This is a genomic window from Microbacterium sp. Ag1, assembly GCF_001005635.1.
GTDB lineage: Bacteria > Actinomycetota > Actinomycetes > Actinomycetales > Microbacteriaceae > Microbacterium > Microbacterium oxydans.
This window is the reverse complement of sequence record NZ_LBCR01000032.1, coordinates 305,002-326,972: the sequence shown is the minus strand read 5'-3', so window position 1 is coordinate 326,972 and position 21,971 is coordinate 305,002. Positions and strand designations below refer to the sequence as shown.

The following is a 21,971-nucleotide window of genomic DNA, read 5'->3' as shown; positions in this document are numbered from 1 at the left end:
CCGAGGACGACACGGTGCGCCTCACACCGCGGATCGGCCCTCAGTCGCGCAGCGTCGCTCCGAAGCGCTGCGCAGCGACCTCGACTCCGGCGAGCTTGGCTTCCGTGGCCTCCGCCGCGGTGAGGGTGCGGTCATCCGCCCGGAACCTCAGTGCGAAGGTCAGGCTCTTGGAACCCTCCGGAACGCCCTCTCCGCGATAGTCGTCGACGAGGCGCACCGACTCCAGCAGCGTGCCCGCACCTTCGGCGAGGGCGGCCTGCACATCCGCGGCGGGGACCCCGGCCGGAACCAGGAGCGACACGTCCTGCGTAGCGGCGGGGAACGTCGACAGCGAAGCCGCGACGACCCGTCCGCCGGCAAGCGACAGGATGCGGTCGAGGTCGAGCTCGAACACGGTCGCGCGCCCGGGAAGATCGGCCCCCTCGGCGACAGCGGGGTGCAGCTCGCCGACGTATCCGACCTCTTCGCCTGCCACCAGGAGCGACCCGGTGCGCCCGGGGTGGAGGGCGGCGCGTTCGGCCTGGAGCACGTCGATGTCGACCCCGGCGGCTGCCGCGATCACACGGACCGCGTCCAGAGCCTCCACGAGGCCGGCGGCCTCGGCGGGGCGACCGGGCTGGCGCGGTGCGACATGGCCGGTGAGGAGTCCGGAGACGAACCGGTGCTGTGGCGGGATCGAGGCGTTCAGCTCCGCGAGCGTCTCGTCGGACGGACGCTCCCCCAGCGGCGGCACCTCATCGGTGCCGTACTCCACACCCGGCTCGGGAAGGAAGACCACCCCGGTTTCGAAGATCGCGAGGTCGGTGAGCCCGCGGGAGATGTTGCGGTGCGCGGTCTGCAGCAGACCGGGGATCAGCGACCGGCGCAGGTACGGCGCCTGCCCGTCGAGCGGATTCGCCAGACGGATGCTCGGCAGGTGCTCGCCCGACGCGGAGCCGTGCAGATCGTTCTGCGCCTCCGTGGTGAACGGGAACGACGGCGTCTCGACCAGCCCCGCAGCAGCCAGAGCATCGGCCACGCGGCGGCGGCCCTGCTGGTGCGCGGTGAGGCCGCGCCCGGAGGGAGGCGTCGGCAGCACCGAGGGGATGCGGTCGAGCCCGTGGATGCGGGCGACTTCCTCGGCGAGCGTCCACTTGTCGGTGAGGTCGGGGCGCCAGGTCGGCGGGATGACCGTCCACCCGCCCTGGGTCCCTGAGCCGGTCGAAGGGCTGACCTCCGCGCCGATCGTCGTCAGCGCACCGGTGATCTCTTCATCGGTGTAGTCGACGCCGATGAGCCCCTGCACGAAGCCGGCGGGCAGCTCGATCTCCGCGACGAAGACCTCGGCGAACAGCGCGCCGCCCTCCTCCGTGAGCGTGCCCCCGGCGAACTCGACCATGAGGTCGGCCGCGCGCCGGGCCGCGACGAAGGGGATCAGCGGGTCGACGCCGCGCTCGAAACGCTTGGACGCCTCGCTGGGCAGCTTGTGACGACGAGCCGAACGGGCGATCGTGGTCGGGTCGAAGCTCGCCGCCTCGATCATCACGTTCCGGGTGGAGTCGCTCATCTCCGTCGTGCCGCCGCCCATGACGCCGGCCAGGCCGATCGGACCCGACTCGTCTGTGATGAGCAGGTCTTCGGTGTGCAGCGCGCGCTCGACGCCGTCGAGGGTGGTCATCTTCTCGCCCGGAGTCGCGCGGCGGACCGTGATGCCGCCCGTGAGCTTGTCGAGGTCGTAGCCATGCAGCGGCTGTCCGAGCTCGAGCATCACATAGTTGGTGATGTCGATGAGCACGCCCAGCGACCGCATGCCGGCGAGGCTGAGCCGCGCCACCATCCACGGAGGAGTCGGACGCGAGGGATCGACGTCGCGGACGACACGGGTCACGAACTCGCTGGCGCCGACGTTCGCACGCACAGGTGCGACGTCGTCGACCACGGTCGTGTGTCCGGTGCCCGGCTGGAGTTCGGCGAAGTCGCGCTCCGCCGGGTCGCGGAAGGTCGCTCCGGTCGCGTGCGCGTACTCACGAGCCACCCCGCGCAGGGAGAAGGCGTAACCGCGGTCGGGCGTGACGTTGATCTCCACCGCGACGTCGTCGAGGCCGAGCAGGGCGATCGCGTCGGTGCCGACGGGCGCATCGATGCCGAGGTCGGACAGCACGACGATGCCGTTGTGCTCGTCACCGAGTCCCAGCTCGCGCGCAGAGGCGATCATGCCGTCCGACACATGACCGTAGGTCTTGCGGGCGGCGATCGGGAACGGACCGGGCAGCACCGCACCGGGCAGGGTCACGACGACCTTGTCCCCGACGACGAAGTTGTGCGCGCCGCAGACGATGCCACGGATGCCGCCGTTCGCCTCGCCGACGTCGACCTGGCACCAGTTGATGGTCTTGCCGTTGGACTGGGGCTCCGGCTCGAGCGAGACGACCTGGCCGACCACCACGGGGCCCGTGATGTCGAAACGGTGCACGTCCTCCTCTTCGAAGCCGACGGTCACCAGGGCCGCGAGGACATCCTCGGGCGTGGCGTCCGCTGCCAGATCGACGTACTCACGCAACCACGAAAGCGGGACGCGCATCACACCACCATCCCGTACTGCTCGCTGAATCGGACATCGCCCTCGGCCATGTCGCGCATGTCCTGGACGTCGCTGCGGAACATCAGGCCCCGCTCGATGCCCATGCCGAACGCGAAGCCGCTGTATTCCTCCGGGTCGATCCCTGCCGCGCGCAGCACGTTCGGGTTGACCATGCCGCAGCCGCCCCACTCGATCCAGCGCGCACCGCCCTTGAACGTGGGGTGCCACAGATCGAGCTCGGCGGACGGCTCGGTGAAGGGGAAGTAGTTGGTGCGGAAGCGCGTCTTGGCCTCGGGGCCGAAGAGCAGCTTCGCGAAGTGGTCGAGCGTGCCCTTGAGGTGCGCCATCGTGATGCCCTTGTCGATCACGAGTCCCTCGAACTGCGTGAACACCGGCAGGTGCGTGGCGTCGAACTCGTCGGTGCGATACACCCGGCCGGGGCACAGCACGTAGATGGGCACCTCGCGGTCGAGCATCGAGCGCACCTGCACCGGGCTCGTGTGCGTGCGCATCACGAGGTGACGCGAGGGCGGGTCCACGTAGAACGTGTCCTGCTCCTGGCGTGCGGGGTGGTCCACATCGAAGTTCAGTGCGTCGAAGTTGAACCACTCGTGCTCGAGCTCCGGTCCCTCCGCGATCTCCCAGCCCATGCCGACGAAGATGTCGCACACCTGGTCCTGCAGGAGCGTGAGCGGGTGTCGGGCGCCGACACGCGTGCGCGAGGGCACGGCGGTGATGTCCACCCGCTCGGACTCGAGGCGCGCGGCGACCTCGGCCTCGGCGAGCTCGGCCTCCTTCGCGGCCAGCGCCTGGGTCACCTGCCCTCTCCCCTGGCCCACGAGCTTGCCGAATGCGGCCTTGTTCTCGGGAGCGACCTGGCGCATCGAGGCGTTCAGTACCGCGAGCGGCGATCCGTCGGCGACGTGTGCGGCGCGGGCCGCTTTCAGCTCGGCGGTGTCGGCGGCTGCGGCGATCGCCGCGAGGGCATCGGCAACAGCGGACTCGACCGCTTCCGGGGTGATTTCAGGAGACTCTGACACGAGAATCGAGTCTACCGGGGGCGCGCAGGTGGCTTTCGCGGATCAGCGCGCCTTCTCGGACCCATCTCCCTGCAGCACGATGAGCGAGGTGTTGGTCTCGCCTCCGTGCTGGCGGGGATCCGGCACCGCAGGCCCTGCCTTCGGCGAGCGCTTGGCACGCTTCTGCAGGCGGTAGGCGATGTAGGAGAGCAGGAGGCAGACGGCCACGTACATCGATCCGCCGACGATCGCCGCCGGGATCAGCGGGGAGCCGTAGGGCGCCTGGTTGCCGATCTGGTTGATGACGTAGAGGAGCTCCTGGTACGTGATGATGAAGCCGAGCGCGGTGTCCTTGAGCGCCACGACGAGCTGCGCGATGATCACCGGCATCATGGCCCGGACGGCCTGCGGGATCAGGATGAAGTACATCACCCCGGTCTTCCGCAGTCCGATCGCGTAGCCGGCCTCCTTCTGTCCGCGGGGCAGCGACTCGATGCCAGCTCGCAGCACCTCGGCGAGCACGGAGCCGTTGTAGACGATCAGGGCGATGACGACGGCCCAGTACGGCGGCATCTTCACGCCGATCACCGGGAGGCCGTAGTACAGCAGCATCATGAGGATGAGCACGGGCACCGCTCGCAGCACCTCGATGATCCACCGGACCGGCTCACGCACCCAGGCGTGCTCCGAGAGGCGGCCGATGCCGAGCAGGAATCCGAGCGCGAGGGACCCGACGCCGGCGACGGCGAACGCGGCCAGCGTGGCCAGGAGGCCTTCGCCGAAGCGGATCCAGACCGCGGAGAACGTGAAGATGTTCCACTTCTCTGCGGAGAACTGCCCGGTGGCGAACAGCCTCCACACCACCCAGCCGAGCACCGCGAGGACCACGAGCACCGTGGCGACTCCGATGAGCCGGTTGCGGGCGACGGCACGGGGGCCGGGGACGTCGAACAGGACGGAACTCATCGCGCGATCCTCCACTTGTTCTCGAGAACGCGCTGCACCCAGGCGAGCAGCAGCACCAGCACCACGAACAGGACCATGACCCACAGGAGCACGACGAGCGCGTTCTCACCGCGTTCGCTGAGCGCCGCGCGGATGGTGCCGAGGTTGACGACCGAGAACCCTGCGGCAACCGTGGTGTTCTTCATGAGGGCGATGAGCACGCTCATCATGGGCGGGACGACGGAGCGCGTCGCCTGCGGCAGCACCACGTAGCGCATGACCTGGCCGAAGTTCAGGCCGATCGCCCGTGCGGCTTCCGCCTGGCCGACCGGCACGGTGTTGATGCCGGCTCGCAGCGCCTCCGCCACATAGGTCGCGGTGTAGATGCCGAGCGCGATCACGGCCAGCAGCAGGGAGTTCACCCGCTCCCCCAGCAGGATCGGAAGGCAGAAGGCGAAGAAGAACATGACCAGGGTCAGTGGTGTGTTGCGGATCCAGTTCACGTACACGCCACCGACGGCGCGGGCGATCGGGACCGGCGACACACGCGCGGCCCCGACGATGAGCCCGAGGACCAGCGCGATGATGCCGCCGCCGAGGAACAGCACGATGGTTCCCCACAGTGCCTCTCCCCAGAGGTCGAGGTGGTCGGAGATGACTCCCACTGCTGCTCCTGTCGATTCGGGTTCTCGAAAGTGTCCTGCATGAGCGGGGCGGCCGACCATGCCGACCGCCCCGCGGAGATCAACCGACCGGGTCGACCTCGGGCTGCGTCGCCTTGACGCCGGAGGCACCGAGGTTGTTGTCGAAGATCTGCTGCCAGATCTCGCCACCGTCGGTCAGCTGCGTGTTGAAGTACTCCACGAGGGCGTCGTCGCCCTTGGCGACGCCGATGCCGTAGCGCTCCTCGCTGAAGGGCTCACCGACGACCTTGAGGTTGTCCGGGTCCTGAGCCGCGTAGCCGATGAGGATCGCCTCATCGGTGGTGACCGCGTCCACCTGGCCGTTCTTCAGGTCCTCGACGCACTTGGAGTACGTGTCGTACTCCTTGGTGGGCACGTCGGGGTAGTTCGTCTTGATGTTCTGGATCGGCGTCGAGCCGGTCGCCGAGCAGACGGTCGTCGAGGAGTCGAGGTCGTCGACGCTCTTGATATCGCTGTCAGCTGCCACCAGGAGACCCTGGCCGGTGACGAAGTACGGACCGGCGAAGGAGATCTGCTCCTTGCGCTTGTCGGTGATGGAGTAGGTGCCGACGTAGTAGTCGATGTCGCCGTTCACGATGGCCTGCTCGCGGTTCGCGGAGGCGATCGCCTGGAACTCGATCTTCTCCGGGTCGACACCGAGCGATGCCGCCATCCAGCGGGCGATGTCGACGTCGAATCCGGTGCGGTCACCGGTCACGGGGTCGAGGTAGCCGAGACCGGGCTGGTCCTCCTTGACGCCGACCTTGATCTTTCCGGACGACTCGATCCGGTCGAACGTCGGGCTGCCGTCGATGCTGACGTCGGTCAGGACTGTCCAGGGCGTGCTGCTGGAGGAGTCACCTTCGTCGCCGCCTTCCGGGGCCCCCGTGCTGGACGGTGTTCCGCTGTTGCAGGCGGTGAGCGTCAGCAGCGCGGCTGCCGCGATTCCGATGCCTGCCAGTGTCCGTGTGCGTCGCATGTGCGTCTCCTTCGTGTGCTGTGTGTGCAGGGTCTGTGTGTGAGTGTGCGGGCGCGTCAGTGCGTGAGGAGCTTCGAGAGGAAGTCCTTGGCGCGATCGCTCTTCGGGTGCGTGAAGAACTCCTCGGGAGTCGCCTCCTCCACGATCCGTCCGTCCGCCATGAACACGACGCGGTCGGCGGCCTTGCGCGCGAAGCCCATCTCGTGCGTGACGACGATCATCGTCATCCCGTCCTGGGCGAGTTCGACCATGACGTCGAGCACCTCGTTGATCATCTCGGGGTCGAGAGCACTGGTGGGCTCGTCGAACAGCATCACCTTGGGCTGCATCGCGAGAGCGCGGGCGATGGCCACGCGCTGCTGCTGACCACCGGAGAGCTGGGCAGGGAGCTTCGAGGCCTGCTGCGCCACGCCGACGCGCTCGAGCAGCATCATCGCCTCCTTCTCGGCGTCGGCCTTCTTGATGCCGCGCACCTTGATCGGTCCGAGAGTCACGTTCTCGAGGATCGTGAGGTGGGCAAAGAGGTTGAACGACTGGAAGACCATGCCGACGTCGGCGCGCAGATGAGCCAGGCCCTTGCCCTCGGCCGGGAGTTCCTTGCCGTCGATGCGGATGCTCCCGCTGGTGATCGTCTCCAAGCGGTTGATCGTGCGGCACAGTGTCGACTTCCCAGAGCCGGACGGGCCGATCACGACGACGACCTCCCCCGAGTTCACGGTCAGATCGATGTCGGTGAGCGCCTGGAAGTCGCCGTAGTGCTTCTGGACGTTCTCGACCACGACGAGCGGGGTATCAGAGGTCATCATTTCTCCAAACTAGCCACGTCGGGCGCGGGTCTCCAGGCACCTCGGTGAGATTTACACGTTCGTAATCACCTGATCGCGGCACCAATGCTGCTGTGCATGGGTACCCCGCGGCCCGCCCCCACGGGCCGCGGAATCGTCCTGCTGCGATGCCCCAACGACAGTTGTGCAGCAGGCGACGATCGTGCGCGATCGACCTCACAATGGCAGAGCGCCGGCCCCGCTGTCAGACTTCTTGAGGATTTCTTGAGCAGTCAACCGCGCAGGTCGCGGTAGTAGTCGATCGCACCATCGTGGAGAGGGACCGGACCGGTGAAGATCGCCGAGCGCCGATCCAGCAGCGCCGCGGTCGGCACCTCCCCCGCGATGCGCAGTCGCGCGTCGAAGAGCCCGGCCAGGACATCGTGCACGACGGCATCCGGCGTGGACGCGGCGGTGACGAGATAGTTGGGAACGGCCATCGTCGGCGCGGAGTCCGGCAGGCCGTATGTCCCCGCGGGGACATCGGCCTGCCGATAGGCATGCGAGTACCGTTCGTTCACGGCATTGACCCACTCGGGCTCGATCGGGAGCAGACGCACCGGAGCCCGCGAGGACAGTTCGGCCACGCCGGGAGTGGGCAGGCCCCCCACCCAGAAGAAGCCGTCGATCTCACCACGCTCCATCGCACCGATCGACGCGCTGAGGTCGAGCTGGGGGTCGCGGACGGAATCGAGCGCGACGCCTGCCGCGTCGAGCACTCGGCCAGCGATCACGTTGACGCCGGAGTTCTCGGCGCCGAGTGAGATGGTGCGGCCGGCAAGATCGCCGATGTCGTCGATGTCCGAATCCCCCCGCACCACGACCTGAACGTACTCGTCGTACAGGCGGGCGAGAGCCTCCACCTCCAACGGCCGCTCGAAGGCGCCGGTGCCCGACACCGCGTCGGCGGCGGCATCCCCCTGCGCGAATCCGAGCAGGGCCTCGCCCGAACTCACCCGCAGCAGGTTGTCGACCGATCCCGCGGTCTCCTGCGCGACCATCCGGAGGTCCAGCCGGTCCGACAGCTCTTCCGCCAGGTGGCTGCCGTAGTCGTAGTACACACCGGTCGAGCCCCCGCTGGCGATCGCGTACTCGACGTCGCTCCACTCGTCGGAGCGAGGGACGCACGCGGTCAACCCGGTCAGCAGCACGAACGCGAGTCCTCCCGCGAGAAGTCCCCTGGCGGCCGACCTCATGGCGTGGACCCGTCGTGCAGGACGAGCGCGACCTCGAGTCCGCCACCCTGTGCCGAAGAGACCGCCAGCTCTCCCCCGATCGTCGCCAGCAGATCGCTCGCGATCGCCAGCCCGAGTCCTGACCCCGGTGTATCCCCGGTGTCGACGTTGCGCCAGAACCGGTCGGTCGCCGCAGCTGCCTGCTCGTCGGTGAGGCCCGGACCGTGATCGCGGACCGTGATCCGACAGACGCTTCCTTCCCGTCTCGCCCCGATCTCGATGTGCGCCCCCTCGGGCGAGAACTTCACGGCATTGTCGATCACGGCATCCAGCGCGCTCTCCACGATCGTGCGGTCGGTCACGCTCATCACCGATGACACACCGGTGGGGCGCAGCCCGACTCCGCGCTGAGCCGCGACATCGCGCCATGCTTCCCGGCGACGAGCGGCCAGAGTCGCCAGATCCACAGCGGAGATGGTCGAGTCGCCACGGCCGCCGCGCGCGAGGCCGAGAAGTGTCTCGAGGATGCGGGTCATCCGGCGCCCCTCCTCCCTCGTCTCCTCGACGTCGCCCTGCCACTCGTCGCCGAGTCCCGTCGCCAGATGCTCCACTCTCAGGAGCAGAGCATTGAGGGGGTTGCGCAGTTCGTGTGAGGCGTTGAGCGCGAACTCCTGCTGCCTCGTCATCACCCGTTCGATCTCGTCGGCCATGCCGTTGAACACGTGCGCCATGCGGCGGAGCTCCGGCGGACCGTCGTCCGCAGCAACGCGCGCGTCCATCTCGCCGCGCTCAATCGCGACCATGGCCTCGTCGAGTCGGCGCACCGGCGAGAGCACCCAACGCGCGAGCCGGAACACCAGGAGCACGCCGAGCGCGACGAGCACGCCCGCGATCGCCGAGATGAGCAGGAGCTGGTGCAGGATCGCGGCGCGCGGAGCCGCCACATCTCCGGCGACGAGCACGGCGCCTATCACGTCACCGTCATCGAACACCGGCTCGGCCAATGCGGAATCCGAGACGCTCCACGGGAACACCACCGTCGGCTGCTCGGCTCGTCGACCGGAGAGCGCCAGCTTGACGCGCTCGGCATCGTCTTCGCGAAGCACCGCCGGTTCCTGATCCGCTGCGGCCCACACGCCGCCCCCGAGATCGAACACGGTCACCTCGATCCCGTAGACCTCGCGGAACCGCTCCACCTCCGCCTCGATCACGGCAGCACTGCCGGAACGCAGAGCCTGGCGCGCGCTCGTGACGAAGTAGCCGAGGTCGCCGATCTGCTGCGCATAGAAGGCCTGCTGCACGCTCTGGGCGGCGCTCCACCCCGCGGCACCGCCGAGTCCGGCCAGGATCGCGACGAGCGGTATCAGGAACACGAGGATGAGGCGACGACGCACGACTCAGGACCCTGCCAGCCGATAGCCGACCCCGCGGACCGTCTCGATGACCCCGCGGACCCCGGTCTTCTTCCTGATCGCCCCGACGTGCACCTCCAGAGAATGGCCGAATCCTCGCCAGTCGGTGTTCCACACCTCGCGGATCAGCCGGTCCTTCGGCACCGCCACTCCCGGGTAGCGGGCCAGGACGGCGATGATGTCGAACTCCTTGCGCGTGAGGTCGATGGCCGCGCCGTCGACCAGCACCTGGCGAGCGATCAGATCGACCTGCACGCCGCCTCCGTGGAGCAGGACGCGCGCATCCGCCTCGGGCCTCATCGGCCTGGATCGCCGTGTGACCGCCTCGATCCGCGCCAGGAGCTCGTGAACATCGTAGGGCTTCACCACGAAGTCATCGGCTCCGGCGCGGAGCCCTTTGATGCGCTCCGCGACCTGACTGCGGGCGGTCACGATCACGATCGGGACCTCGGAGCGGCCCCTGATCCGGCGACACAGGTCGACCCCGTCGACGTCGGGCAGACCGAGATCGAGCAGCACCACCTCGGTGTCCGCTCCGAGAAGACCCAGTGCAGACGCTCCATCCGCCGCACGGACGGTCGCGTACCCGGACCGGGCGAGAAACGCCTCCAGTGCGCCTGCGACCCGGTCGTCGTCTTCGACGATCAGAATCCTCATCGACTCCGCTTCCCGCTTCCCCCGGCGTCCGTCACCTCAGTCGACGGACGTCGCCCGCTGAGCGAATGCGCTTTCATACAGGCAGACGCTGGCGGCCGTCGCCAGATTGAGCGACTCGGCTCGGCCGAAGATCGGAAGCTTGAGCACGCGGTCCGCGAGATCCAGCGCCTCGTCTTCGAGTCCGCGCGCCTCGTTGCCGAAGAGCCATCCCGTCGGCTCGGCCAGCACGCCCTCCGCGCGCGCTTCCAGCAGGTCATCGCCCTTCACGTCCGCCGCGAGGATGCGCAGACCTGCGGCGTGAGCACGCTTCACGACTTCGGCGAGGTCGCCCCCGACCGAGACGGGAAGGTGGAACAGGGACCCTGTGGTCGCGCGCACCACCTTCGGGTTGTACGGATCGACGGTGCGACCGGTCAGGACGACGGCATCCGCACCCGCGGCATCTGCTGCCCGGATGATCGTGCCGAGGTTCCCTGGATCCCGCACCTCCTCGCAGATCGCCACCAGTCGCGGCGAGGCGTCGAAGATGTCGCGCACCGACGTCGGCGTCTGCTGCACGACGGCGACGAGGCCTTGCGGTGTGACGGTGTCGGCCATGGCGTTGAGCACGTACTCGGTGACGTACTCGACCTCGATGTCCGCCTCTGCGGCCTTCGCGCGGATGTCGGGGTGCCGCTCCCAGCCGTTCGGCGTCGCGAAGAGCTCGACGATCGCCTCGGGACGGTAGGTGAGCGCCTCGCGCACCGACTGCGGGCCTTCCAGAAGGAACAGGCCTGTCTCAGTCCTCGCGCTGCGTTTGGTCAGCTTCGCGACAGCACGGACTCGGGGCGAACGGGGGTTCTCCAGCACGATCACAGTCTAGGGAACGCACGGCCCTCTCCCGCACCATCCGGGTAGGGTGCCTGCATGACGATCGATGCCGCGGTGAGGAGCTCCCGTCGGCGGATCGTCCTCGCAGTGCTCGCCGTCGCGACGGTCGCGATCGGGCTCGTCATCCATCGCAGTGCGGGCGGGGTCGTGGGCGACATCATCGGCGATGCGCTGTACGCCGTGCTCATCTATCTGCTCGTCGCCCTGATCGCCGTGCGGCGGCGCCCCCTCGCGCCGGCCCTCGTCGCCTTCGTGTTCTGCGCCGGCGTCGAACTGTTCCAGCTCACCGGTATCCCTCGCGAGTGGGCATCGGCACTTCCCCCGGTCCGACTCGTCCTCGGCTCCGGATTCGATGGACGGGACATAGCCGTATACGCGAGTGCCGTCGCCGCGGCCGCCCTCGTCGATCTCGCGCTCAGCCGCGCGGCAGTCCTCGCCACGCCGGGAAACGCCACAGGGCGCCCTCCCGAAGGAGAGCGCCCTGTGTGAAGAGGTGCTTACGCAGCCGACTTCGGCGCGTTGACGTCGGAGGGAAGAGCCTTCTTCGCCGTCTCGACCAGCGTCGTGAACGTGGCAGCGTCGTTGACCGCGAGGTCGGCGAGCATACGACGGTCGACCGTGACACCCGCGAGGCCGAGGCCCTGGATGAAGCGGTTGTACGTCATGCCGTTCTGGCGGGCCGCAGCGTTGATGCGCTGGATCCACAGACGACGGAAATCGCCCTTGCGCTTGCGACGGTCACGGTACGAGTAGACCAGCGAGTGGATGACCTGCTCTTTGGCCTTGCGGTAGAGGCGCGAACGCTGTCCGCGGTAACCGGAGGCGCGCTCGAGGATGACCCGGCGCTTCTTGTGGGCGTTTACTGCCCGCTTGACTCTTGCCATTTTCCTGTGTTCCTATTCGTGCGTTCGGCGCGCGTCAGCGACCGAGAAGCTTCTTCGCGACCTTGGTGTCAGCCTTCGACAGGACCTGGTCCTGGTTCAGACGACGCGTGCGACGGCTCGACTTGTGCTCGAGGTTGTGGCGCATCCCGGCCTGCTGCTTCTTCAGCTTTCCGCTGCCGGTGATCTTGAAGCGCTTCTTAGCACCCGAGTGGGTCTTCTGCTTCGGCATCTTCTCTTCCTTCGTATGGCGCCTTCTCAGGCGACGGTGTCAACCCGCGGTGCGGGAGTTCTGGGGCGGGTACTACTCCGCAGTGGTGGCGGCGGCCTCGTTCTTCGCCTCGCGCGCAGCCTGCTTCTTGTCCGCGCGCTGAGCATCGCGCACGGCGTTCTGCTCCTGCTTCGCCTCGGACTTGCTCTTGAGCGGAGCCACGACCATCACCATGTTGCGACCGTCGATGGTCGGGTTCGACTCGACGGTGCCGAACTCGGCGACGTCCTCGGCGAACTTGCGCAGCAGACGCACACCCTGCTCGGGACGCGACTGCTCGCGACCGCGGAACAGGATCATGGCCTTGACCTTGTCGCCGGCCTTGAGGAAGCCCTCGGCACGCTTGAGCTTGGTCGTGTAGTCGTGAGCCTCGATCTTCAGACGGAAGCGCACTTCCTTGAGGATCGTGTTCGCCTGGTTGCGGCGAGCTTCCTTTTCCTTCTGGGCGGCCTCGTACTTGAACTTGCCGTAGTCCATGATCTTGACGACGGGCGGCTTCGAGTTCGGGGCGACCTCGACGAGGTCGAGATCGGCTTCCTGCGCGAGGCGCAGTGCGGCTTCGATGCGGACGACGCCGATCTGCTCACCCGCGGGGCCGACGAGGCGGACCTCGGGGACGCGGATGCGCTCATTGGTACGGGGATCGCTGATGCGGAACTCCTTAGACGATGTGATTCGGCCACCGCGACGCTGTCTGCATCACGGGCGAAATCGGAATCGTCCCCACCCACCGGCATTCAGACGCCGGCTCCGCACCCTGTCTGCCGGCTCCTTCTTTCGAACGGAGCCGGTGGAGTGCAAGACCCGGTAGCCTTGAACGGCAAGCGCGGGTGGGAAGTGAATCCTCTTTCGTTCCGGAGCATGACGCTCCGGAGCCCGCCAAAGTCTAACAGAAAGCAAGGCGAAGTGACGAACCAGGCACCGGACGAGGCGGCACGCGAGCGCGAAGAGCGTTGGGCACGTCAGGAGGAGGCCGCATCGTCGGCCACCCGTGACATCGCCGATGTACCCGCAGTCGAGGTGATCACCACCGCCGCCGTGCACCTCATGAGCGCGGCAGCCGTCAAGCTCGGGCTCGCCGACGATCCGGACGCCGCAGCGCAGCTCGACCTCGACGAGGCGCGCAAGCTCATCAACTCCCTCGCCGGGCTCATCACCGCCGGCGCTCCGGAGATCAGCGACATGCACGCGCGGTCCCTGCGCGACGGTCTCCGCTCACTCCAGCTCGCCTTCCGCGAGGCGTCCACGATCCCCGATCCGATCGGCAAGGGACCGGGCGAGAAGTGGACCGGCCCGGTCAACTAGCTGCCGCGGGCTCGACGACCAGAGGGTCGGCCGAGGCCGGGCCGGGGCACTGCCCTTCGGTGCGAGTCCAGGAGATCTCCTGTTCCGACTCATGGATGACGGCACCCTGCGCATCGAACAACCGGATGTCGACCAGGTCGGGAGTGGACATGTCGAAGGACATGCTCCACGTGCCGTCGGCCGACGGAGACGCCGAGAACAGGTTCGCGGACGAGCTCGCATCTTCCCCCGGCCCCGGTGAGCACTGCCCGTCCGCGCAGAACTGGAGGTCGGTCGCCGCCGGGAAGGCGCTCACGTCGACGACGACCGTGCTGATGTAGGCGATCGTCGGGCACGCGTTGACCACGCAGCCGGAAGTGCCGGCGACGGCGCCTCCGAGCAGCACGACGGCGGCGAGGGCTCGCAACAGAGTCCGGGGCATGTCCCCGAGCGTAGCGAAGCGGTTCAGGCGCTGCGGCGGAGCTTCACGGTGAGGGAGTCGACGAGCACGGCGATCCGGTCGTCCGATGCCCAGCGAGACGCGAGACGCGAGAGCACGGCGTCGAGCACCTCGCGTTCGAGTCCGTCGACCAGCTCGAGGACCACGATGAGCTCGGGCCCGCGCAGACGGGCGTCGGGGTCCCCGGAAGCCACAGCCACGTCGATGACGGCCAGTTCGTGGGCCACGCTCTCCTGCAGCGCCGTGAACACCTCGGTCGACAGGAAGCTCGGCTCCCAGCGCTGCTCCTGAGCGATCGCCCACACGGCAGGACGCCGGATGACGAACTCGGTGTCGGACGTCGGGTCGAGCACGATCAGGTCGGTGTCCTCCGACGAGGCGGCCAGCGCCGCGCGGATAGCCTCGACGGGGATGGGTCGCGCCGTCGGGTCCCACGCCTGCATCGCCTGGACCGACGAGAACACCGGCTGCACGCGCCGACCATCCGGAGCCGCGACCGTGACGATGGAGAGCTCCTGCGTCTTATCAACGGTGAGGCCGTTGGGGGCGATCCCCTCCTCCCCCTTCTCCGCGATGAGGGGCACCAGCACACGGGCGGCACGGAAGGCGTCGACGACCTCGGACTGGCTGCCCTCGCCGGCGCGGAAGCGCAGCAGCGCCGCCAGCAGCGCGGGGTCGGCGGAACCGTCGTCCGCGGCGTGCGGATTCGACTCGAAGCTGCGCCCCTCCCACGGGACGCCTGCTGAATCGCCGTGGTTGTGCGGCTCGGGGCCGCACGCGTGCGCGTCAGTCTCCTGCGACATCCAGTGCCTCAGCCAGCGTGAAGGCGCCGGCGTAGAGTGCCTTGCCGACGATCGCGCCCTCGACGCCCAACGGCACGAGGTCGCGGAGCGCGGCGATGTCGTCCAGGCTCGAGATGCCGCCTGACGCGACCACCGGCTTCGGGGTGCGGGAGGTGACCTCACGGAGAAGGTCGAGGTTCGGACCGCGGAGGGTTCCGTCCTTCGTGACGTCGGTGACCACGTAGCGGCTGCAGCCGGCGTCTTCGAGGCGGTCGAGCACCTCCCAGAGGTCCCCGCCCTCCTTGGTCCATCCGCGGGCGGCGAGCGTCGTTCCGCGCACATCGAGACCGACGGCGATCGCCTCGCCGTAACGGCCGATCACGTCGGCAGCCCACTCCGGATTCTCCAGCGCCGCCGTGCCCAGGTTGATCCGCGTCGCGCCGCTCTCCAGAGCCGCCTCCAGCGTCGCGTCGTCGCGGATACCACCCGAAAGCTCGATGTTCACGCCCTTAAACTGCTTGATGACCTTGCGCAGGATCGGCGCGTTGCTGCCCCGACCGAAGGCCGCGTCGAGGTCGACCAGGTGGATCCAGGAGGCGCCCTGCGACACCCACTCCCCTGCGGCGTCCAACGGGTCGCCATAGCTGGTCTCGGTTCCGGCCTCGCCCTGAGTCAGTCGGACGGCCTTGCCCCCGGCGACATCGACCGCGGGAAGGAGCGTGAGCGAGGGGGACTGCGCGAAGTCGTTCATGGGGTCCTTGGATCGGGAAGCTCTTCGGCCCGGTGCGGGCACGAGAACCGAGGGTAGTCCGCCGGGCGGCGGGGAACAAAACGGGTGACGTCGGCGGGCGTCGTCAGAGACTCTCGACCCAGTTGCGCAGCAGCTGGATACCTGCTTCGCCGGACTTCTCCGGGTGGAACTGCGTCGCCGACAGCGGGCCGTTCTCCACGGCGGCGAGGAAGGGATCGCCGTAGGTCGTCCAGGTCAGGACGGGTTCCGGGAACGGCGGCATGACATCGAGCTGCCAGGACTGGGCGGCGTAGGAGTGCACGAAGTAGAAGCGCTCCTGCTCGATGCCGCGGAAGAGCACGCTGTCGGAACCGGGCGCGACGGTGTTCCAGCCCATGTGCGGAAGCACCGGCGCGTTGAGCTCGGTGACGGCTCCGGGCCACTCTCCGAGCCCAGCGGTATCACGCCCACGCTCGACGCCGTGCTCGAACAGCACCTGCATCCCGACGCAGATGCCGAGGACCGGACGGCCACCGGCCAGACGGCGGTCGATGATCTCGTCGCCTCCGTGCGCACGCAGGGCATCGCGAACCGCCTGAAACGCGCCGACGCCGGGAACGACCAGGCCGTCAGCCTCGAGGGCGGTGGTGCGGTCGCGCGTCAGCACGGCGTCGGCACCGGCAGCCACGAGAGCCTTGACGGCCGAGTGGACGTTGCCCGACTCGTAGTCGAACACCGCGACGCGAGGAGCCGACGTCACAGCGCGCCCTTGGTGGACGGAATGCCGTCGACGAGCGGATCCAGCGCCTTGGCCTGACGGAACGCACGCGCGAACGCCTTGTACTCCGCTTCCGCGATGTGATGCGGGTCTCGGCCGCCGAGCACACGCACGTGCACCGTGAGAGCGGCATTGAACGTGATGGCTTCGAAGGAGTGGCGGACGAGCGACCCTGTGAAGTGTCCGCCGATCAGGTGGTGCTCGAACCCCTCGGGCTCCCCCGTGTGCACGAGGTACGGGCGGCCCGAGATGTCGACCACGGCCTGCGCGAGCGCCTCGTCGAGGGGGACGAGGGCGTCTCCGTACCGGGAGATGCCGGACTTGTCGCCGAGGGCTTCGAGGATCGCCTGTCCGAGCACGATCGAGACGTCTTCCACGGTGTGGTGTGCGTCGATGTGGGTGTCACCGGAGGCGCGCACGGTGAGGTCGGTCAGCGAGTGCTTCGCGAACGCCGTGAGCATGTGGTCGAAGAAGGGCACCGAGGTGTCGATGTGGCTCGCGCCGGTCCCGTCGAGGTTCAGCTCGAGCTCGACGGTGGACTCCGACGTGCGGCGCACACGGCTCGCGGTGCGCGGGGTCGGTGCGGAAGTGCTCATGAAGCCGATCCTATCGAGGCCAGAGCATCGAGGAACGCGGTGGTCTCGGCCTCGGTGCCCGCGCTCACCCTCAGGTGTCCTGGGATGCCGACATCGCGTACCAGCACCCCCTGGTCGTACAGCTGCTGCCAGATGGCCTTCGGGTCGGAGACTCCACCGAACAGCACGAAGTTCGACCAGGATTCGTGCGGCTGGTAACCCAGCGCCTCGAGAGTCGCCGTGATGCGGTCGCGCTGCTCGACGATCTCCTCGACCATGCCGAGCATGACGTCGGCATTGCGCAGCGCCGCGATGGCCGCCGCCTGGGTGAGTGCGCTCAGGTGGTAAGGCAGACGCACCAGCCGCAGCGCGTCGATGAACGCCGGGTCGGCCGCGAGATACCCGACACGGGCCCCGGCGAACGCGAAGGCCTTGCTCATCGTGCGCGAGACGGCCAGACGCGGCCGCCCCTCGAGCAGCGTCAGTGCGGAGACCGCGTCATGCGGCGCGAACTCCTGGTAGGCCTCGTCGACGATCACTATGCCCCTGGCAGCCTCGTACACCGCTTCGATGACGTCGAGTCCGAGCGGCGTGCCGGTGGGGTTGTTGGGAGAGCAGAGGATGACCACGTCCGGCTCGGCGGCCCGCACCTGCTCGGCCGCCTCCTCCGGAGTGATGGTGTAGTCGGGCTGACGCGTGCCGGCGATCCACCGCGCACCGGTGCCCTGCGCGATGAGCGGGTACATCGAATAGGTCGGCGCGAACCCGAAAGCCGTGCGACCAGGGCCTCCGAAGGCCTGCAGGATGTGCTGGAGCACCTCATTGGACCCGTTGCCCGCCCAGATCTGCTCGGGGACGAGACCGTGGCCCAGGTACTCCGCGAAAGACTCGCGAAGCGTGGTGAACTCACGATCCGGGTAGCGGTTGACATCACGGATCGCGACGGCGATGTCATCGAGGATGTCGCTCGCCACCGCATCGGGGATCGGATGCGTGTTCTCATTCACGTTGAGCGCGATGGGAAGCGGCGCCTGTGGAGCACCGTATGGCTTCAATCCGCGGAGATCGTCACGTAGCGGGAGATCGTTGAGGGAGAGGGTCACCCTTCCCATGCTAGGCGGCGCTTGAGGTTGATGACGCAAAGTCGCCGCCCCAGAAACTCCTCGTCTGAGCCCTCCGCCGGATCAGCGCGCGTACTGAGCCGGGATCGCCAGAGTCTGCCCGATCTGCAGCTCCCCACCGCGCAACAGGTTCATCCGGCTGATGTCGCCGATCACATCGCGCGGGTCGGCGTCGGGCGCGACGCCGGTGGCGATGGACCAGAGCGTGTCACCGGGCATGACGGTGACGGTCTCGACGCCGACGGGTGCGGTGTCGGCACCCGACGCGACCGCGCTGCCGCCGCTGAGCGCCGCGAACGCGATGCCGGCGGCGAGGGGCACCGACGCCAGGGCGAGCAGTACAGCGCGACCTCGCGTCGTCAGCCGGAGTCTCGTCGAAGGACGGGGCGATGCCGGGATGACTGCTGCGGTGCTGAAGCCGATGCTGCTCATGTGGTGCTCCTTAGCCTGTCCCGGAGCGGTGAGGCTGCCGGGGAAGTTGGCGTAGCGTTCGCATTCACGACTCGGCCGGGAGCCGGGAATGCGAAGCTACGTACCGAAGATATCTTCGAGTTCGAACATCTGTCAAGTATTCTTCGAAACCACATCGGGGAAAGAGGCCGACACGCTCGAACAGATCTTCCAGATCGGCCCGATTCTCGGATACGGTTTCGATAAGGACACCCCACCACGGGCCTCCGACATTCGAAGAGGGACGTCGGATCACGCACTGAAGGAGCACCATGAGCGAGAACTCTGCCGCCGAGTCGGAGGCACCGCGCACGCGCCGCCGGAAGAGCCTCAGCCCGAAGCAGATGGCGATCCTCGAGGTCATCCAGAACTCGATCGCGAACCACGGCTATCCGCCGAGCATGCGCGAGATCGGAGACGCCGTCGGTCTCAAGTCCCTCTCCAGCGTCACCCATCAACTCGGACAGCTCGAGCTGAGTGGCTACCTGCGCCGCGACCCGGGGAAGACCAGGGCGATGGAGGTGCTCATCGATCTGCCGGGCGCCAGCACCGAGAACCCGGCCGACGTCGCGACTCCCGTAGGCGACGCCGCGCTCGTCCCCCTGGTGGGACGGATCGCCGCCGGCGTGCCGATCACCGCGGATCAGCAGGTCGAGGAGATCTTCCCGCTCCCCCGCCAGTTGGTGGGCAAGGGCGACCTGTTCATGCTCAAGGTCTCCGGCGAGTCGATGATCGACGCCGCCATTTGCGACGGCGACTGGGTCGTGGTCCGCTCCCAGAACAGCGCGGAGAACGGCGAGATCGTCGCGGCGATGCTCGATGGCGAGGCGACGGTCAAGGTGCTGCGCCGCCGGGACGGCCACACCTGGCTCCTCCCCCGCAACTCGGCATTCGAACCCATCCTCGGCGACGAGTCCGTCGTCCTCGGCAAGGTCGTGGCGGTGCTCCGCGCCGTCTGACCCTCGATCCGGTCAGCGCAGACCGGGCCTGGTCGTGTCGGTGACCGTCTTCCCTTCGCGCGCTTCCACAGTGGTCGGGCCCACGGCGTGGCCGCACACGCGGTGCGACGCCGCATAGGCTCGAGACATGTCGTCGTCCCCTTACGGTTCCTGGTCATCCCCGTTCTCCGCCGCCTCGGTCGCCGCGTCTTCACCGCGCATCGACGGCGCCCGTTTCGTCGGCTCGGAGATCTGGTGGGGCGAGTCGGTGCCGGCCCAGAAGGGCCGCGTGACGGTGCGGAGCTCCTCCGGAGCCGAGATCCTCCCCTCCCCCTGGAGCGCACGCTCACGTGTGCACGAGTACGGCGGGGGTGCGTGGACGGCGGACGAGCACGGCACGCTCTACTTCGTCGACGCGAACGACCAGCGGGTTCATCGTCTGAGCGTGGGAGGCGAGCCCGTTGCTCTCACCCCTCCCGGGCCCTCCCACGGCGGCCTGCGTGTGCAGTCCGGTCGACTGCTGGCCGTGCGCGAAGACCTCTCCCGCACGCCGCATCTCCGAGCGATCGTCGAGATCCCGCTCGACGGCTCCGCAGCCGAGGATGCGTCCGCGATCACGGTGATCGTGCAGGGCGATGGTTTCTTCGCCCACCCCGCGCTCTCCCCCGACGGCACCCGCGCCGCGTGGGTCGCGTGGGACAGGGGCCGCATGCCGTGGGAGGACGCGCACGTGCAGGTCGCCGAGGTCGGTGAGGACACTCCGCGCACGATCCCCTCACGGGCGGCGCTGCAGCCGGAGTGGCTGAGCGACTCGGAGCTGCTCTTCGCCGATGATCCGGGTGGGCGCTGGGCCCTGCAACGCATCTCCCTGGACGGTGTGGTCCCGGTCGGCACCGCACGGCAGGTCTCACCCTCGGACGCCGACACGGGCTATGGACTCTGGGTCCTCGGCAACCGCTGGTATCAGCTGCTCGACGACGGCCGCGTCGTCGCCGTCCGGACGAACGGGCGCGACGAGGTCGTGGTGATCGATACCGATGATGCTGCCGACGACCGCGTCGACGTCATCTCGTTCCCCGGAGACGGCCATGTGAGCGTCGACGATGTCGACGGCACCCGCGTGCTCCTCTCCGGCAACGGTTCGCGTGCGAACGCCGGGCTGTGGTGCGTCGACGTCGTATCGGGTGCCACCGTGGCGGTGCGCGGCGGCGAACCGGTCGATCCGCAGTGGATGCCCGCTGCGATGCCGATCGAGATCCAGGGCCCGCACGGAGAGGTGCACGCGTTCGCGTACCCGCCGGCGAACCCGCACGCGACGGCTCCCGATCACGAGCTCCCGCCCTACATCGTCCTCGTGCACGGAGGGCCGACGGCGCACGTCACCGGGGCGGCGTCCGAGGCGATCGCGTTCTACACGAGCCGCGGCATCGGCGTGCTCGACGTGAACTACGGAGGATCCACGGGGTACGGCCGCTCGTACCGTGAACGTCTCGACGGCCAGTGGGGCATCGTCGATGTCGACGACGTGATCGCCGCGGCCCGCGGTCTGGCGGACGCGGGCCTGGCCGACCCCGACCGGATCGCGATCCGCGGCGGGTCGGCCGGCGGCTGGACCGTGCTGTCGGCGCTGGTGCGGGGCGGAGCCTTCGCTGCCGGGATCAGCCGCTACGGGGTCGCCGATCTGCGCATGCTCGTCGCGGAGACCCACGATTTCGAGGCCTCGTACATCGACGGTCTGGTCGGTCCCCTCCCCGAGCACGAGCACCTGTACGTGGAGCGTTCACCGCTCACGCACGCCGACCGGATCGACGCGCCCGTGCTGCTGCTGCAGGGCGGCGAGGATCGCGTGGTTCCGCCCTCGCAGTCCGAGGCGATCCGAGACGCGCTCGCGGCACGCGGAGTCGACCACGAGTATGTGCTGTACCCCGCCGAGGGGCACGGATTCCGCAGCGCCGACACGATCGTCGACGCCCTCGAGCGCGAGCTGACGTTCCTCGGCCGTGTGTTCGGCTTCGAGCCGCGTCTGTGAGGGCGGCTTCCCCCGCGAGGGTCACTCCCCCACGCGGTTGCGCAGACGCATGGCGCGGTCGGCTTCGCGGGTGTCCTGACGCTCACGCAGGGTCTGTCGCTTGTCGTACTCGCGCTTACCTTTGGCGAGGGCGATCTCGACCTTGGCGCGACCGTCGGAGAAGTACAGCTTCAGCGGGATGAGGGTGTATCCCCCTGCCGAGACGGCGTGGGCGATCTTCGCGATCTCCTCACGGTGCAGCAGCAGCTTGCGGATGCGCTTGGCCGAATGGTTCGTCCAATGCCCCTGCGAGTACTCCGGGATGTGCACCGAGTCGAGGAAGACCTCGTTCCCCTTGACGAACGCGTAGCCGTCGCTGAGGTTGGCTCGTCCCTGACGCAGCGACTTGACCTCGGTGCCGGTGAGCACCATCCCCGCCTCGTACGACTTCTCGATGGCGTAGTCGTGACGTGCGCGACGATTGGTCGCGACGACCTTCTCTCCGCGTTCCCTGGGCATGATGCTCTCCTGTTGCCGTGATGAGCCCGATCGATCGATCCGACCGCGCA

25 protein-coding genes are annotated in these 21,971 nt (G+C 68.3%); 4 read left to right on the top strand and 21 right to left on the bottom strand.

Annotated elements, in window-relative coordinates:
• Positions 1-40: 40 nt before the first annotated feature.
• The 10 genes from pheT to AAY78_RS14705 form a co-directional block, all read right to left on the bottom strand.
• A complete protein-coding gene (gene pheT, locus AAY78_RS14750) occupies positions 41-2,560 on the bottom strand; it encodes a phenylalanine--tRNA ligase subunit beta (protein ID WP_046749027.1) in 2,520 nt (839 codons plus the stop codon).
• The gene (gene pheS, locus AAY78_RS14745; RefSeq protein WP_046749026.1) at positions 2,560-3,600 is read right to left on the bottom strand and encodes a phenylalanine--tRNA ligase subunit alpha; all 1,041 of its coding nucleotides are present in this window, start codon (positions 3,598-3,600) and stop codon (positions 2,560-2,562) included. The genes pheT and pheS overlap by 1 nt, the downstream gene beginning before the upstream one ends.
• Before the next feature lie 42 nt (positions 3,601-3,642).
• Complete coding sequence (locus AAY78_RS14740) at positions 3,643-4,545, bottom strand: amino acid ABC transporter permease (protein WP_046749085.1); 903 nt, start codon at positions 4,543-4,545, stop codon at positions 3,643-3,645.
• Positions 4,542-5,189, bottom strand: coding sequence for an amino acid ABC transporter permease (locus AAY78_RS14735; RefSeq protein ID WP_046749025.1), 648 nt, complete (start codon positions 5,187-5,189; stop codon positions 4,542-4,544). The genes AAY78_RS14740 and AAY78_RS14735 overlap by 4 nt, the downstream gene beginning before the upstream one ends.
• A 79-nt stretch (positions 5,190-5,268) precedes the next feature.
• Complete coding sequence (locus AAY78_RS14730) at positions 5,269-6,186, bottom strand: glutamate ABC transporter substrate-binding protein (protein WP_046749024.1); 918 nt, start codon at positions 6,184-6,186, stop codon at positions 5,269-5,271.
• Between the two features lie 56 nt (positions 6,187-6,242).
• Positions 6,243-6,992 carry an amino acid ABC transporter ATP-binding protein gene (locus AAY78_RS14725; RefSeq protein WP_082108708.1) on the bottom strand — a complete coding sequence of 250 codons (750 nt, stop codon included), beginning with the start codon at positions 6,990-6,992 and terminating at the stop codon, positions 6,243-6,245.
• Positions 6,993-7,243: 251 nt separating this feature from the next.
• Positions 7,244-8,206 carry a TAXI family TRAP transporter solute-binding subunit gene (locus AAY78_RS14720; RefSeq protein WP_046749023.1) on the bottom strand — a complete coding sequence of 321 codons (963 nt, stop codon included), beginning with the start codon at positions 8,204-8,206 and terminating at the stop codon, positions 7,244-7,246.
• The gene (locus AAY78_RS14715) at positions 8,203-9,579 is read right to left on the bottom strand and encodes a sensor histidine kinase (RefSeq protein WP_046749022.1); all 1,377 of its coding nucleotides are present in this window, start codon (positions 9,577-9,579) and stop codon (positions 8,203-8,205) included. The genes AAY78_RS14720 and AAY78_RS14715 overlap by 4 nt, the downstream gene beginning before the upstream one ends.
• A gap of 3 nt (positions 9,580-9,582) precedes the next feature.
• The gene (locus AAY78_RS14710; protein ID WP_046749021.1) at positions 9,583-10,254 is read right to left on the bottom strand and encodes a response regulator transcription factor; all 672 of its coding nucleotides are present in this window, start codon (positions 10,252-10,254) and stop codon (positions 9,583-9,585) included.
• Between the two features lie 36 nt (positions 10,255-10,290).
• Positions 10,291-11,103: a TrmH family RNA methyltransferase gene (locus AAY78_RS14705; RefSeq protein ID WP_045263330.1), complete on the bottom strand. Its 813-nt coding sequence runs from the start codon at positions 11,101-11,103 to the stop codon at positions 10,291-10,293.
• Positions 11,104-11,160: 57 nt separating this feature from the next.
• Between AAY78_RS14705 and AAY78_RS14700 the strand changes: the two genes are divergently transcribed.
• Complete coding sequence (locus AAY78_RS14700; RefSeq protein WP_046749020.1) at positions 11,161-11,613, top strand: ribosomal maturation YjgA family protein; 453 nt, start codon at positions 11,161-11,163, stop codon at positions 11,611-11,613.
• 8 nt (positions 11,614-11,621) lie between these two features.
• Here the strand turns inward: AAY78_RS14700 and rplT are convergent, their stop codons facing one another.
• From rplT to infC, 3 genes are all read right to left on the bottom strand, one after another.
• The gene (rplT, locus tag AAY78_RS14695; protein ID WP_017202428.1) at positions 11,622-12,008 is read right to left on the bottom strand and encodes a 50S ribosomal protein L20; all 387 of its coding nucleotides are present in this window, start codon (positions 12,006-12,008) and stop codon (positions 11,622-11,624) included.
• Between the two features lie 34 nt (positions 12,009-12,042).
• The gene (rpmI, locus tag AAY78_RS14690; protein ID WP_017828564.1) at positions 12,043-12,237 is read right to left on the bottom strand and encodes a 50S ribosomal protein L35; all 195 of its coding nucleotides are present in this window, start codon (positions 12,235-12,237) and stop codon (positions 12,043-12,045) included.
• Positions 12,238-12,309: 72 nt separating this feature from the next.
• Complete coding sequence (infC, locus tag AAY78_RS14685) at positions 12,310-12,951, bottom strand: translation initiation factor IF-3 (RefSeq protein WP_082108707.1); 642 nt, start codon at positions 12,949-12,951, stop codon at positions 12,310-12,312.
• Positions 12,952-13,182: 231 nt separating this feature from the next.
• On the opposite strand from infC, the gene AAY78_RS14680 reads away from it, so the two are divergent.
• On the top strand, positions 13,183-13,581 hold the full coding sequence (locus AAY78_RS14680) for a DUF1844 domain-containing protein (protein WP_046749018.1): 399 nt from the start codon (positions 13,183-13,185) through the stop codon (positions 13,579-13,581).
• On the opposite strand, the gene AAY78_RS14675 is transcribed toward AAY78_RS14680, so the two are convergent.
• From AAY78_RS14675 to AAY78_RS14645, 7 genes are all read right to left on the bottom strand, one after another.
• Positions 13,574-14,002, bottom strand: a complete 429-nt coding sequence (locus AAY78_RS14675; protein ID WP_046749017.1) for a hypothetical protein — start codon at positions 14,000-14,002, stop codon at positions 13,574-13,576. The two genes, AAY78_RS14680 and AAY78_RS14675, sit on opposite strands and share 8 nt — an antisense overlap.
• A 23-nt stretch (positions 14,003-14,025) precedes the next feature.
• The gene (locus AAY78_RS14670) at positions 14,026-14,823 is read right to left on the bottom strand and encodes an SseB family protein (RefSeq protein ID WP_046749016.1); all 798 of its coding nucleotides are present in this window, start codon (positions 14,821-14,823) and stop codon (positions 14,026-14,028) included.
• Positions 14,807-15,553, bottom strand: coding sequence for a bifunctional 1-(5-phosphoribosyl)-5-((5-phosphoribosylamino)methylideneamino)imidazole-4-carboxamide isomerase/phosphoribosylanthranilate isomerase PriA (priA, locus tag AAY78_RS14665; protein WP_046749015.1), 747 nt, complete (start codon positions 15,551-15,553; stop codon positions 14,807-14,809). Before priA ends, AAY78_RS14670 begins: the two co-directional genes overlap by 17 nt.
• 103 nt (positions 15,554-15,656) lie before the next feature.
• Positions 15,657-16,292, bottom strand: coding sequence for an imidazole glycerol phosphate synthase subunit HisH (gene hisH / locus AAY78_RS14660; protein WP_046749014.1), 636 nt, complete (start codon positions 16,290-16,292; stop codon positions 15,657-15,659).
• Positions 16,289-16,906: an imidazoleglycerol-phosphate dehydratase HisB gene (gene hisB / locus AAY78_RS14655; RefSeq protein WP_046749013.1), complete on the bottom strand. Its 618-nt coding sequence runs from the start codon at positions 16,904-16,906 to the stop codon at positions 16,289-16,291. The genes hisH and hisB overlap by 4 nt, the downstream gene beginning before the upstream one ends.
• Positions 16,903-17,988 carry a histidinol-phosphate transaminase gene (locus AAY78_RS14650; protein WP_046749012.1) on the bottom strand — a complete coding sequence of 362 codons (1,086 nt, stop codon included), beginning with the start codon at positions 17,986-17,988 and terminating at the stop codon, positions 16,903-16,905. The genes hisB and AAY78_RS14650 overlap by 4 nt, the downstream gene beginning before the upstream one ends.
• A gap of 81 nt (positions 17,989-18,069) precedes the next feature.
• Positions 18,070-18,438, bottom strand: coding sequence for a LysM peptidoglycan-binding domain-containing protein (locus tag AAY78_RS14645; protein ID WP_046749011.1), 369 nt, complete (start codon positions 18,436-18,438; stop codon positions 18,070-18,072).
• Between the two features lie 290 nt (positions 18,439-18,728).
• Between AAY78_RS14645 and lexA the strand changes: the two genes are divergently transcribed.
• Both lexA and AAY78_RS14635 read left to right on the top strand, forming a co-directional pair.
• Positions 18,729-19,415, top strand: coding sequence for a transcriptional repressor LexA (gene lexA / locus AAY78_RS14640; protein WP_046749010.1), 687 nt, complete (start codon positions 18,729-18,731; stop codon positions 19,413-19,415).
• 127 nt (positions 19,416-19,542) lie between these two features.
• Positions 19,543-21,423: a S9 family peptidase gene (locus AAY78_RS14635; RefSeq protein ID WP_046749009.1), complete on the top strand. Its 1,881-nt coding sequence runs from the start codon at positions 19,543-19,545 to the stop codon at positions 21,421-21,423.
• A gap of 21 nt (positions 21,424-21,444) precedes the next feature.
• On the opposite strand, the gene smpB is transcribed toward AAY78_RS14635, so the two are convergent.
• Positions 21,445-21,921, bottom strand: coding sequence for an SsrA-binding protein SmpB (gene smpB / locus AAY78_RS14630; protein ID WP_046749008.1), 477 nt, complete (start codon positions 21,919-21,921; stop codon positions 21,445-21,447).
• Positions 21,922-21,971: the final 50 nt, after the last annotated feature.

Coding starts and splice junctions, on each gene's coding strand:
- AAY78_RS14710 (WP_046749021.1), bottom strand. CDS start 10,254: ATGAGGATTCTGATCGTCGAAGACGACGACCGGGTCGCAGGCGCACTG.
- AAY78_RS14725 (WP_082108708.1), bottom strand. CDS start 6,992: ATGATGACCTCTGATACCCCGCTCGTCGTGGTCGAGAACGTCCAGAAG.
- AAY78_RS14730 (WP_046749024.1), bottom strand. CDS start 6,186: ATGCGACGCACACGGACACTGGCAGGCATCGGAATCGCGGCAGCCGCG.
- AAY78_RS14700 (WP_046749020.1), top strand. CDS start 11,161: ATGACGATCGATGCCGCGGTGAGGAGCTCCCGTCGGCGGATCGTCCTC.
- rplT (WP_017202428.1), bottom strand. CDS start 12,008: ATGGCAAGAGTCAAGCGGGCAGTAAACGCCCACAAGAAGCGCCGGGTC.
- AAY78_RS14720 (WP_046749023.1), bottom strand. CDS start 8,206: ATGAGGTCGGCCGCCAGGGGACTTCTCGCGGGAGGACTCGCGTTCGTG.
- lexA (WP_046749010.1), top strand. CDS start 18,729: ATGAGCGAGAACTCTGCCGCCGAGTCGGAGGCACCGCGCACGCGCCGC.
- smpB (WP_046749008.1), bottom strand. CDS start 21,921: ATGCCCAGGGAACGCGGAGAGAAGGTCGTCGCGACCAATCGTCGCGCA.
- rpmI (WP_017828564.1), bottom strand. CDS start 12,237: ATGCCGAAGCAGAAGACCCACTCGGGTGCTAAGAAGCGCTTCAAGATC.
- AAY78_RS14635 (WP_046749009.1), top strand. CDS start 19,543: ATGTCGTCGTCCCCTTACGGTTCCTGGTCATCCCCGTTCTCCGCCGCC.
- hisB (WP_046749013.1), bottom strand. CDS start 16,906: ATGAGCACTTCCGCACCGACCCCGCGCACCGCGAGCCGTGTGCGCCGC.
- AAY78_RS14670 (WP_046749016.1), bottom strand. CDS start 14,823: ATGTCGCAGGAGACTGACGCGCACGCGTGCGGCCCCGAGCCGCACAAC.
- pheT (WP_046749027.1), bottom strand. CDS start 2,560: ATGCGCGTCCCGCTTTCGTGGTTGCGTGAGTACGTCGATCTGGCAGCG.
- AAY78_RS14740 (WP_046749085.1), bottom strand. CDS start 4,545: ATGAGTTCCGTCCTGTTCGACGTCCCCGGCCCCCGTGCCGTCGCCCGC.
- AAY78_RS14645 (WP_046749011.1), bottom strand. CDS start 18,438: ATGAGCAGCATCGGCTTCAGCACCGCAGCAGTCATCCCGGCATCGCCC.
- priA (WP_046749015.1), bottom strand. CDS start 15,553: ATGAACGACTTCGCGCAGTCCCCCTCGCTCACGCTCCTTCCCGCGGTC.
- AAY78_RS14675 (WP_046749017.1), bottom strand. CDS start 14,002: ATGCCCCGGACTCTGTTGCGAGCCCTCGCCGCCGTCGTGCTGCTCGGA.